The sequence below is a fragment of the Treponema denticola ATCC 35405 genome, from assembly GCF_000008185.1.
GTDB classification, from domain to species: Bacteria; Spirochaetota; Spirochaetia; order Treponematales; family Treponemataceae; genus Treponema_B; species Treponema_B denticola.
Window position 1 is genome coordinate 1884568 of sequence record NC_002967.9, and the last position, 12460, is coordinate 1897027.

12 protein-coding genes are annotated in these 12460 nt (G+C 33.6%); 5 read left to right on the forward strand and 7 right to left on the reverse strand.

From position 1 onward, the window contains the following. Positions 1-204: 204 nt before the first annotated feature. From TDE_RS08865 to TDE_RS08885, 5 genes are read left to right on the forward strand one after another with little or no spacing between them, the layout of a single operon-like run. On the forward strand, positions 205-519 hold the full coding sequence (locus TDE_RS08865) for a PadR family transcriptional regulator (RefSeq protein ID WP_002669619.1): 315 nt from the start codon (positions 205-207) through the stop codon (positions 517-519). Positions 520-529: 10 nt separating this feature from the next. Further along, a complete protein-coding gene (locus TDE_RS08870) occupies positions 530-1723 on the forward strand; it encodes a DUF4097 family beta strand repeat-containing protein (protein ID WP_002679550.1) in 1194 nt (397 codons plus the stop codon). A 1-nt stretch (position 1724) separates the two neighbouring features. After that, positions 1725-2255 carry a DUF1700 domain-containing protein gene (locus TDE_RS08875; protein WP_002669622.1) on the forward strand — a complete coding sequence of 177 codons (531 nt, stop codon included), beginning with the start codon at positions 1725-1727 and terminating at the stop codon, positions 2253-2255. A gap of 15 nt (positions 2256-2270) precedes the next feature. After that, a complete protein-coding gene (locus tag TDE_RS08880; RefSeq protein ID WP_002669623.1) occupies positions 2271-2459 on the forward strand; it encodes a hypothetical protein in 189 nt (62 codons plus the stop codon). 41 nt (positions 2460-2500) lie between these two features. Continuing rightward, a complete protein-coding gene (locus TDE_RS08885) occupies positions 2501-3472 on the forward strand; it encodes a DUF4097 family beta strand repeat-containing protein (protein ID WP_002679552.1) in 972 nt (323 codons plus the stop codon). Positions 3473-3496: 24 nt separating this feature from the next. On the opposite strand, the gene ruvA is transcribed toward TDE_RS08885, so the two are convergent. The 7 genes from ruvA to TDE_RS08920 all read right to left on the reverse strand — a co-directional run bounded on the left by ruvA (position 3497) and on the right by TDE_RS08920 (position 12456). Further along, positions 3497-4102 (reverse strand): Holliday junction branch migration protein RuvA, encoded by a 606-nt coding sequence (gene ruvA, locus TDE_RS08890; RefSeq protein WP_002679554.1) that lies wholly within the window; start codon positions 4100-4102, stop codon positions 3497-3499. Continuing rightward, the gene (gene ruvC / locus TDE_RS08895) at positions 4095-4631 is read right to left on the reverse strand and encodes a crossover junction endodeoxyribonuclease RuvC (RefSeq protein ID WP_002679556.1); all 537 of its coding nucleotides are present in this window, start codon (positions 4629-4631) and stop codon (positions 4095-4097) included. The genes ruvA and ruvC overlap by 8 nt, the downstream gene beginning before the upstream one ends. Positions 4632-4663: 32 nt before the next feature. Beyond that, a complete protein-coding gene (locus TDE_RS08900) occupies positions 4664-7717 on the reverse strand; it encodes an insulinase family protein (protein ID WP_002679557.1) in 3054 nt (1017 codons plus the stop codon). Between the two features lie 461 nt (positions 7718-8178). After that, positions 8179-9015: a CPBP family intramembrane glutamic endopeptidase gene (locus TDE_RS08905; protein ID WP_010957082.1), complete on the reverse strand. Its 837-nt coding sequence runs from the start codon at positions 9013-9015 to the stop codon at positions 8179-8181. A gap of 169 nt (positions 9016-9184) precedes the next feature. Next, on the reverse strand, positions 9185-10045 hold the full coding sequence (locus TDE_RS08910) for a CPBP family intramembrane glutamic endopeptidase (protein WP_010957083.1): 861 nt from the start codon (positions 10043-10045) through the stop codon (positions 9185-9187). A gap of 206 nt (positions 10046-10251) precedes the next feature. Then, a complete protein-coding gene (locus tag TDE_RS08915; RefSeq protein WP_010957085.1) occupies positions 10252-11118 on the reverse strand; it encodes a CPBP family intramembrane glutamic endopeptidase in 867 nt (288 codons plus the stop codon). Between the two features lie 210 nt (positions 11119-11328). Continuing rightward, the gene (locus tag TDE_RS08920) at positions 11329-12456 is read right to left on the reverse strand and encodes a hypothetical protein (RefSeq protein WP_002679571.1); all 1128 of its coding nucleotides are present in this window, start codon (positions 12454-12456) and stop codon (positions 11329-11331) included. Between the last annotated feature and the right edge of the window lie 4 nt (positions 12457-12460).

Here is a 12460-nt window from a genome sequence, read left to right on the forward strand (position 1 = left end):
TATAGAATCAAGGCACCTATTAAGCCGCCAATCAATATAAATAATTATCACCCATACTATCATATATTAAAAATTTTGTCAAAATTTTTATAAAAAAATTCATATTTATACTTGACATAATATTATATTTTATATAATATATAAATATAAATAATATACTAAATAGTATTATATAATATCAGATATAGCAAGGAGGTTAACGGGATGATTTTTTCGATAAATACGGGCTTGCTTGAAGCCTGCGTTCTAGCCCTTTTAAAAGACTCGGATTCTTACGGCTACAAATTAACGCAGGATGTCAAAAGCCTTCTTCCAATATCGGAATCTACCTTATACCCTGTTCTAAAAAGACTGCAAACAAGCGGATATTTGGAAACCTACGACCAGCCTATCGACGGACGAAACCGTAAGTACTACAAAATAACGCCTGCGGGATTAAGGCAGCATGAACTTTACATTGGAGAATGGAAGTCCTATAAGGAACTAATAGACAAGATTTTTAAGGGAACAGCCCTTTAGGAGATTAAAGATGACAAAGGACCAATTTTTAACTGAACTTAATTCTTATCTTTCGGTTTTAAAACCTGAAGACAGAAAAAATACGATCGAGTTTTATGAAGAATACTTTGAAGATGCCGAAAGCGAAGAGGCGGCAATTGAAGAACTTGGAGCACCTAAAAAACTTGCAGAGGAGATTATAGATTTTCATAAAACCTCATATAAGGGTGAAAATACTCAAGTCTCCCGGCAGTTTTCGCCCGATGAAAGCATTTCGGAAATTATTTTAAACATAACAGCCGCAAAAGTTTTAATAAATGCTTCTCAAGAAGAAAAAATTGAGTATACTACTCAAAATATTGCGGATGATGATTTTTCGGCAAAGATTGAAAACGGAAAGCTTATAATAAAGGAAAAGCCCGTTTTCTTTTTTAGCAAAAAAGGCTTTGCTTCCTTTTTGGAAAATTTTAACATAAATACCTCTTTTAATGCAGGCAAAAGAGAAATCATCATAAATATTCCCAAAGATACTCGTCTTGAAAAGCTCGAATTTAATTCCCAGATGGGTTCTTTAAAAATAGAAGAAGTAAATGTAGAAGTTACTGAAGGCTATACAACATGCGGGAATTTTTCGGTAAAAAGCGGTCTACACAAAAAAATAGATTTTAATACTTCTGCAGGTTCCATAAATATAAGCGATATTGATATTGAAACTATGAAGCTTTCTTCTTCGGCAGGTGCTATAAAATTTGAAAACATAAAAGCCGGTAATATTTCCGCATCGACAGGGGCAGGAACAATTGACTTTATAAGAACCGAAAGCTCCTACATCAATGCAAATTCGGGAGCCGGAAATATAACGGGAAACGAATTAAAATCGGATAGAGGAAAATTCAATACGGGGGCGGGAACTAATAAATTCCAAAAATGCGATTTTAATGAAGTTATATTAAACACAGGAGCAGGAAGCATAATATTCCAAGGAAATCTGCATGACTATGCTAAAATTAATTCTGCCATAGGTTCAGTGGATCTTAATTTGCCTGATAACGTAGAAAATTACGATATAAATATTTTTTCTAAACAAGGCAGAGTAAAACTAAATGGGGAAAATGTTGAAGGAAAAGGAGACAGGCTTAACCTCGGAAGTAAAACTTCAGATACCAATATAAAGATCAGCACTGCCTTCGGAAAAATTAAAATAAGCACTCGGGAAGGAGAATAAAATGAAAAGAAGAGAATTCATTGAAGAACTTGAAGACAGGCTTCGGCATCTGCCCTATAAGGATAGAAAGGAAGCAATTAAATTCTATGAAGAATATTTTGATGAGGCTGGAAGTGAAAATGAGCAAACGGTAATAAACGAGCTTAGAAGCCCTGCCCACATTGCTTCAAAAATCCTTTCGGACTATGCAATAAAAGAAGCCGAAGGAGCAAGAAAATCTGCAAGGGGAGGTTTAAGAGCCTTATGGTTTACAATCCTCGGAATCTTTGCAGCTCCGATTGCAATACCGCTGGCTGTAATTCTTACCGTAGTAATAGTTCTTCTATGTGTAGGACTTTGCGTTGCATCCATTGCCCTTGTTTTCGGCGGCGGTATATTGGCAGTATTCGCATTCGGTATGCTTTTTGTAGACTTCGGTACGGGTATTCTTTTAATAGGAGCTATTTTAATAGCCATAGGTTTTACCAGACTTTTATACCTTTTTGTTACTGCGATTATAAGAAAAATATCGCAGCTGGTAAAAAAAATTTAATTTATGGAGGGAAAAATGTTAATTGCTTTTTTAATTATTGTTTTTGTTTTCGGAATTATTGCTGCAGTCTTCGGGATTGTCGGGGGAATTTTAGTTCTTGCATTTAAACTGGTCTTTTGGCTGATACCGGTTTTATTTGCGGGCGCAATCGTTCTGGGTATTCCGGCTTTAATAATACTTGCGATTATTAAATTATTAAGATAACCGATAAACGGTTCACACAAAACATCGTTAAGGGGATTTATATGAAAAAAATAGGAAAGACAATTTTAATTATTCTTTTGGGACTTATGCTTGTCGGCATAGGTTATAGTTTAGGCGGAAGATTTTTTTATAGATCTAGACGTAGAATTCGTGAACGGAATTTTATTGACAGAACGTATAATAAAATTATGTCGGCGGCCGAGAGTATGGAAGACGGCATAGAAGATATGGAAAACAACCTAGAATCTTGGGGGGATGATATGAACGAGTATTTTGGAGATGAGTACGAAAAGGCTGAAACAATCAGCTTGGATGGAATTAAGAATTTTTTTCTTAAGGCAGAAGTCGGAGAGGTAAAAATAGAAATAAGCGATCGTGCTGATGAAGCCTCATATAAAATTCAACGGATTAATCCTAAGTATTTTGATGTAGAAAAAAAAGGAGACACAATCAGTTTTGAAGACAACACTCCTTCAAAGTTTTTTAAGAATCTGGGCTTTAATTTTAAAAATAATTCACCTAAAATATATATCAGCCTGCCGCGGAATATCGTATTTAATAATTTTGAAATAAAGAGCGGAGTCGGAGAACTCGATATTCACGATATCAATGTAGAAAAATTTAATCTTTCAGCAGGAGTCGGAGAAGTAAATATTTATGATGCAAAGATTTCGAAGGATGCCGAAATCAAAGCCGGAGTCGGCGAAGTAAACTTTAAGGATTCTACAGTAACCAATATGGATATAAAATCCGGTGTCGGCTCATTTAGCTTTTCGGGTACGGCCCTGGGTAAGACCTCAGTCAAGGGAGGAATAGGCGAAGTGGATCTTAAAATAAATGGTTCCGAAAAAGATTATGATTTTGATGTAAGTGCAGGTTTAGGAGAGGTCATAATAAATGGTAAAAAATCAAAAACCTTTTTAGCCGATAGGCAAAAAAGCGGTTCAATCGCCCAAAACTCAATTACCGTCAAAGGCGGGATAGGTTCGATAAGTATCAGATTTAAGAATTAAAAAAAATTATGCGAGGCAGCAGGTTCAACTCAAAGCGACGATTGAGCGTCTAAAAAGTTCTTCTTCGTTTTTAAGAGGATCGGAACCTGCGGCCTTCATTTCTTCGGCTATTTTTTCGACTTGAACGATTACGGATTTTCTTTCAAAGCCCATTTCGGTTAAGGCCGTAACTATGTCTTCATATTCGCAAGAAACGGAAGCCTGCCCCTTTGAGGAAACTTCGTTTAGATTGGTAAGTTTTCCTTTTAAGGCAAGAATCATTTTTTGGGCAGTCTTTTTGCCTACTCCGGGAGCCTTTTGAAGGGTGTCAAGGTCGCCTTCCTCCAAGGCTTTTTCAAGGGAAGATGAATTAAGCCCCGACATTATCTTTAAGGCTTGACGGGGCCCTACCCCCTCAACCTTTGTAAGATCCAAAAACAAGGAGCGTTCTGCCTGATTGGGAAAGCCGAAAAGCCTCATCTGGTCTTCCCTGTGATAAAGCCATGTATAAACCTTTACCTCTTTTCCGACAGTGCCTAAGGCATCGAGGGCCAAGGCCGAAACAAAGATTTCCCACTCAATACCTGAATTTTCAACATAGACGGAATCGGTTGTTTTTCCGCTTAAAATTCCTGAAATGCTGTTAAACATAAGCCCGTACCTCCCCTACATCTCCTAAATTTATTTTTGTAATGGCAGCAGCCAAGGCATCGGCCGCATGGTCAGGCCTAGGAATTTCCTTTAAACCTAAAATCAATTTTACGGCTTCCTGTACCTGCCTTTTTTCAGCTTGAGCAATACCCGTTACAGCTTTTTTAATGGAATTGGGAGCATACTCTCCTACCCTTACCCCCCCTTGAGCCAGAGCCAAAAGAACCACGCCGCGGGCTTCCGAAACGGACATTGCACTCGTCGCATTTTTTGCAAAATATAAGGTTTCTATTCCGGCCTCCTTAGGCCTGTATTTTTCAATAAGTTCCGAAACCTTATCGAAAATTTTTAAAAGCCTTTCCCCTTGGAGTAAATGAGGCTCGGTACTTATTGAGCCGTATTCTATACACTCAAAGCGGTTATTTGAAAAACTTATAATTCCATATCCCGTATTTGCCAAACCCGGATCAATCCCTATAACACAGGGGCGGAGATTTTTTTTGCTTGAAGCTGCTTTTAAAATACCCATTTAAAACTCCTTAAAGCCCTGTTTAGACTTCCTCAAACCCTCTCCGAAAGAAGGGGATCGGGATAAAGTTCTTTTATCGTTTCCTTTTGGGCAAGAGCCGAATCGGAAGCCAAGACTACGGAAGAAAGGGAATCCCTTTGAACCGATAATTTTTTTGCACAATTACGCAAATCCTCAGCCGTTGTTTCCAGCATCTTTTCAACGATTTCTTTTTTTTCGGAATATGAAATACCCGAAAGAAGATCCCTAAAGGCAGCCGCCCCTCGTCCTGCAGGAGTCATCGGGATAATCTCCTTGCTGTATCTTCCCGTAATAAGCTTTTCTATCATCTCTTCCGAAAAGTCTTGGGTAAATGTCTCGTCTATTGAGTTTAAAAATTCGGAAAGAGAATTTATCGGGTTCGGATCCCTGTAGGAAACAAAGGCTAAAATTTCTTCCAAAGACATAGGAACGGTAAAGGCACCGTAGGCTCCTCCTATGCTTCTTATCTTTTCCCACATCGGGCCGCTTGAAAGCCATTTACACAGGATTAACTGTGAGGCTTGCTTCTTCGAACCGAAAGCTGCCGCCTTAAAAACCGAAACTGCAAAGCCTACTTGAAGAGAAGCAGGAATAAGTTCCAACCTCTTTTTTTCAGAAGGCCTAAATTTAAATGGATTTTCAAAAACAATCTTATCAGTCTTATCGGGAGCCTTAAAGCCTTTTAAGTTTTTTTCAAAGGCTGTTTTTAAAGCGGCCAGATTTTCTTTTGTACCGGTAACTTCGATAATCAAACCTGATTTTATAATCGATTTATATACGGCACTTAATTTATTTGATAATTTATTCAATTCTAAATCAGCATTTTCGGAATCGGCTTTTTTAGAATTATCTTCTTTAACTTTTAAATAAAGCTCCCTCAAAAATTTAAGCTGACTTAATCCCGAAAGCATCTCCCTCCGTGCATTTTTTTCGGACAGGGGTGCACTGGCCCTAAGAAGAGCGAGGCTGTTTCCGTCAAGGGCAAGGAGACTCTCAAAATCGTTTTTCCTCTGGGTTACCAAATCGTTTAAGCGTTTTTTATCGTCAAAAGAAATTTCGTTTAAAAACTGCAAAACAAAGCAGACAGCTTCAGGAATCAATTCACCGAGTATCTTCCCCGAAATAAAAAGCCAATCCCTTCCGGCTATATCAGAGAGCCTTATCTTATCCGCATTTTTACATAAAGAAAGATTTTTGTTTGCCGTAAAAACGCCGGCACTTGCCGAAAAGCCTCCAAGTAAATTTGCAAGCTTAGAAGAAACCTCGCTCCATAAAAGGTTTTCGGTTCCCATTCCTGTAAGGCAACTTGAAAGAAGGGGCAGATATTTATAATCTTCTTCGCTTAAACCGTCTACAGGAAAAGCCAATTGAAAATAACCTATCCCGTTTGTAGGCTGCTCATGCATAACAATGGGAACCTTTCCGATAAAGGCAATTTCTTCATCTATCGAAGGCGGAAGAGGAGGCAGGTCTTTCTTTGAAAGATGGGGAATAAGGGCGAGCATTTCAGGGGAATCGCTTTTTTGTTTAAACTCGTTCATCTTCTCCTGCTCTTTGAGCATGGCCTTGCGATCCTCATCCGTTAAACTTGCATTAAAATTTTCAGCCCTTTTTTCCAGACTTTCGTCCAAGCGTTTACAAAAATCCGCATCGGGGTAAACTCTTACAAGGGCATGATGTTTATTCTTTAGTAAATACTTTTCAATCAGTTTTTCGATATACCTTTTATCGGAGGCAAGGTCTTTTTTTACCTTTTCAAAAACAGGAGTGTATTGAAGAGTTTTTTCGGGACTTACCCCGTATGTCCAGCCTGCCATAGCACGCTCCATCAGGTTAATGCCGAAAGGCCCGTAGTTTCTTCTTATTTCTCTGTTGCTAAAATCTATAGAATGAACGGCCGTTTCAATTTCTTTAGGGTCGATTCCTTTTTTTACAAGCTCTTCAAGAGCACTAAAGACCAGCTTTTTAAAATCCTCATGCGTTTCCTTTTTAATACCCTTTATTCCTATTGTGAGGGTGATGTTTCTAAGGCTTTTTCCTATTCCGTTATAGGGATAAAGGTCTTCCCCTATTCCCGATTCCAATAAAACCTTATTTAAGTATGCTCCGCTGTGCCCGATTAAAACCTCTCCTATAAGATAGGCCTGCATAAGTTTTTCGGTATCCGAAGTTTCGGGGAGAAGCCAGTTAAGCATTACGGAATCTTTAGTCATCTCTTCGGCGGAAGCAGTATCACCTGCCGGAGCAGGGCCGCCGGCGGGGGCTGGTACCGAAAAGAAGCGGGGCTCGGCATAGTGCTCAATCGGCGGCACAAAGGGAGGCTTTTCGGCAGCTTCAAATTTAGAAAGGAATTTTTCTTCTAAAAATTTCATCTGCTTTTCGGTCGGAATATTTCCCATTAAAAAAATTCGGCAGTTTACGGGATGATAGTATTTTTTGTGAAAGGCCTTATATTCTTCATAAGTTAAATCGGGAATCTCCAATGGAGAGCCGCCCGAATCCTTAGCATAGATACTTCCCTGACAAATAGAAGCTGCTGCCCAATCATACATTACCCCGTCAAAGTCGGAATAATTAGCCCGCATCTCGTTTAAGACAACTCCCTGAACGCTCATCTTTCCGTTTTCGTCCAGCTCAAAGCGGTGTCCTTCCTGCTTAAAAGCCCATTCGTCAAGATTGGGAAAGAAGACAGCATCCCCGTAAACCGACATTAGGTTAAAATAATCGGCCTCAACCAAGGAGCTTGCGGGATAGACTGTCTTATCGGGATAGGTCATGGCATTTAAAAAGGTATTAACGCTCTGCTTTGCCAAAACCATAAAGGGGTCTTTAAGCGGATAGTTTTTAGAGCCGCATAAAACCGTGTGCTCGATAATATGAGCTACCCCCGTCGAATTGGGAGAGCTCGTCATAAAATTATATGAAAAAAGATTTTCATCGTCATCGTTTAAAATATGATAAAGTTCAAGTCCCGTCTTTTTATGCCTTGCATAAATGCCTACAGCATTAAATTCGGGTAAGGGATTTTTGCTTATAATTTCAAAGCCGTGAATAAGAGTGCTCATAAGGTCTTCCTAAGTTTAGATTAAATTTAAGCCTTCTAAAAAAAGTTTTAATTTTAGAAGATGGCTATATTCTAAAGAAAAGGAAGAAAATTGTAAAGTATCCCCGAATTTCAGCCCTGTGCTGCAACCGGATAGCCGTTAATAGTTTTTCTTTTTTCATAATACACCTCTTTTTCCAATTTTAAACACCCCATCGGCTATTTTATCATAGGAGGATCGATGTGTAATCATTAAAATAAGTTTTTTAATTTTTTTTATGTTTGAAGTATCTTTTTCTTCTTTATATAATTGAAAAAGAATTTTGTCTTTCCAAAAACTCAAAAAAAAGCATTTTCAAGATAACTATTTGAATTTATATAAAGCTAAGATTATAATGCTCATCATTCCTAGTAAAAAAATCTATTAGATTTGTATCGGTTATAATGCAGGTAGTTTTTTCATTTTGAATGACGGTAATCTCATCATTCTTGTACATGAGGTAAGGTATCAGTTTGTATTGCATTTTGTTTTCTCCTTCTTAGATGTTTGATAAGTTCAATTATTCCAATACTGCCGCCTAAAATTATATAAATAAGTGTCAATATAGTAAAAAAAGGGGTAGTTAAACATTGTCCAAAAGATACAAGACCGTTATGAAGGGAATGCATAATCATCGGTGTCCAAATGGTTCTTGTTTTTTCATAACAGTATGCAAGAGCCATACCGCCTATACTTATCATCATAACAGCATTAAGATCATATCCATACATACTAATATGAAAAAAGCCGAATATTACACTTGAAATAATATTAGCTATAAAGACACTCGAATATTTATACTTTAAATTATTATACATATAATATCTGAAAAACAATTCTTCCGCTACAGGTGCAAATATCATTCCACAAATAAGAACATACTTCCACAAATTCGGATTTCTAAAAACATCGTAATAGGATATTTTCCCCATGTTTTCTTGGAAAAAATTAAAAGAATATTTTATATCCAGAATAAGTGTATTAAACTGATAATAAATTGCACTTATTGCAAAAACAATCAAAGTATATTTTAAAATTAAAAGAAACTTAGGATTTTTAAATTTAAAATATTCTTTAACATTAATACTGTTTATTTTAAAACAAAAAACAACCCAATACAAATCTACAATAACTATTATTCCATACAAATATCTTTTTTTTAAATCCGGTATAGACATATCAGGATTTAATATTTGCACAAGTTTCCAAAGTATTAAAAATAAGAGTATGCTTGAAAGCCACCAAAAATTTAAAAAGGCTTTTTTAATATTGTTATTCATATAAAACCCTCAGTTAATTTAAAATAAAAAGTATCTTGAGATAGTCTTATAATATAAAACTTGCTCAAGATACTATGGTTATTATATCATGTATGTTTATATCCTGTCAAACATAAATTTATAAAAATTTCAATTTGTTCACATTTAAATATACCGGTTGCATTATTTTTCAATCTTGAGATGGAAAATCTGATTGTACAAAATTAAAAGTTTTTCGCACTTTTAGGTGTTTTTTTATTTCTTGTATAGCTATTATTATACCGGCAATAAAAATTATAAAATAAATAACTATTAAAAAATAAAAATATACATAATTAAATAAAAAAATAAAAAAATTACTAATTGAATGAACAAGAATAGGAATATAAATATTATTGGTTTTTTCATAACAATAAGTCAATAAAATTCCTACTAAAAATAAAAAGAATGTATTTATTCCAAAACCGTATTTTGGTATGTGTAAAAGAGCAAAAAGTATTGAAGAAATAAGTACACCAATAAAGGCATTACTTATTTCTTTTAATTTATTATACATAAGCCCTCTATATAGTATTTCTTCAAAAATAGGACCAAAAATTACTGAACCTATAAGCATAAAAGGTTCAAAACGAGGTTTTAGAGATTTTTCTAAAATCAAAATATCATATATAGTAATATTTTTTTTACCCGTTAAAACATCATTAAAATATTTAAAAAAATTAAAAAGAAAAGCATTATCAAAGATAAAGTATATTATGTAATAGATCATTCTGGTTGATAATATATAAATCAAAATTTTTACAATAAAAGAGAAATTTAATTTTTTATAAATAAATATTATCTTTAAATCTTTTGAATAAAATAAATAGAAAATGATTATAAACAGTAAAAATAATAAACTACCAAAAATTCCATTATATTTAACAAATAAAATATAATAGTAATTATAAAAATTTTTAAAAAGGAATTTACCGACATAAGAAAGCATAAAAAAAACAAGAATATACAATATAAAAAGAATACATAGATCTTTCATTATTTTTTTATTCATAATCCATACCCTCTATAATAAGAACATCGAAGGAAAAATAATATCGCTACAAAATAATTTCCTTAAGTTTATATTTTCCTTCGATGTCTAACTTAAGCCTATCATATAAAATTTCACCCATCAAGCGTAAATTTACGAAATTTATAAAAATTTCAATTTTATTTAACAAATTTTAATGTTTTTTGAATTTAAATTTGCCGATTACATTATTTTTCACTCTCCGATAGAGAAGCCGATTGTACAAGATTAAAAGTTTTCCGCGCTTTTAGGTGTTTTTTTATTTCTTGTATAGCTATTATTATACCGGCAATAAAAATTATAAAATAAATAATTATTAAAAAATAAAAATATACATAGTTAAATAAAAATATAAAAAAATTATTAATTGAATGAACAAAAATAGGAACATAAATATTATTGCTTTTTTCATAACAATAAGCCAATAAAATTCCTACTAAAAATAAAAAGAATGTATTTATTCCAAAACCGTACTTTGGTATGTGTAAAAGAGCAAAAAGTATTGAAGAAATAAGTACACCAATAAAGGCATTACTTATTTCTTTTAATTTATTATACATAAGCCCTCTATATAGTATTTCTTCAAAAATAGGACTGATAATTACTGTAGCTATAAACATAAAAGGTTCAAAACAAGGCCTTAGCGATTTTTCTAAAATCAGAATATCATATATAGTAATATTTTTTTTGCCACTTAAAATATCATTAAAGTATTTAAAAAAATTAAAAAGAAAAGCATTATCAAAGATAAAGTATATTATATAATATATCATTCCAATTGATAATATATAAATCAAACTTTTTACAATAAAAAAGAAATTTAATTTTTTATAAGTAAATATTATCTTCATTTCTTTTAGATACAATAAATATAAAACAATTATAAATAGTAAAGATATTAGAAGGTCAACAATTTTATTATATTTACCGAATAAAGCATAATAGCAATTATAAAAATTATTTAATAAAAACTTATGAATATACGAATTTATATAAAAAACAAGAATATACAGCATAAAAAGAATGCACAGATCTTTTATTACTTTTTTATTCATAATCCATACCCTATAATAAGAACATCGAAGGAAAAATAATATCGCTACAAAATAATTTTCTTAAGTTTATATTTCCCTCCGATATCTAATTTAAGTCTATCATCCAAAATTTCATCTGTCAAACATAAATTTACGAAATTTATAAAAATTTCAATTTTATTTAACAAATTTTAATTTTTTTTCACGTTTAAATATGCCGACTTTTAGGCCTCAGTTACCTATCTTCGATTTTAAATTTTCAAGTTCTTTTTCTTTTGTCTGAGTTTCGGCATCAAGAGTTTTATTGCTATCTTCAAGTTCTAAGCGTTTTGCTTGGATTTCTTTTAATTCGGTTTCGATATACTCTTCCAATGACATAGTATCTCCGTCAAGGCCGGAATCGAACCTGATTTCTTTTTTTAGAGGACTTAAAATAAGTTTTATAAAATTTTCGGCCAGTTTTAAAACGGCATCATTCATAAAATTCGTTTCAAGGCCCTGACTTAAACGGGTTTGGTATTCTTGTTCACATAGATCTGCATATTGATTTGCCTTTTTTACCTCGGATTGACCGTTTAAGATATTATATGTTTTAATATTGTTTTTTATATCAACCCGCCTTATTTCGGCAACCTCTTTTATGTGCTTGTTTTTGCTTGCTCCTAAAAATTTAGGCTGAATATCCTTTATCCAAAGAATATTCGGAAAATCCTTTGATACGGTAATTTTAATTTTTTTTAAATCGACACCGAATTTTGCATCGATATCGTGGGTTAAAATAACAAGCCCTTCATCATAGTATTGATCTGCCTTTAAACCCATTCCGGTTGAAATACCGCTTAACTGTTTTCGATACAAATTAGTCTGTTTTAAATTCGCTTCCAGTAATCCAAGCTCCAATATTTCCTTAAAACTTTGCATGTTCAATTGAGTGTTTTGTAAAACTCTTAAACTGTCTTCTAAACCGCTTATTTCGATTGATTGCTTTTGCATGTTTATTTTATTGTCAAGAATTTCTTTTTCCTTTTCTTTTAATTCTTGATTTGCTGCAAGAAGTTTTATTTGAGCTTTGCGTGCCTCAATTTCGGCAAGTTGACTGTCAGTTACCTCGTTAACTACCTTTTTATTTACAAAAGAATTAAATGCCGTCATAAGCGGAATCATTAGAATACAGGATAAGGCAGTTGACAATACTATTGCAAGCACAGCATTTATTTTTCTTAATTTTGTACTTGCAAAAAAGAGCACAAGAACAATGCCGATGATACATGCCGCCATGACAAAAAAAGACATAGTCATGCTGACCTTATCCTGCACCCTATAAAAAAACATCGATACACTCATTAAAAAGTTTTCCATAAAG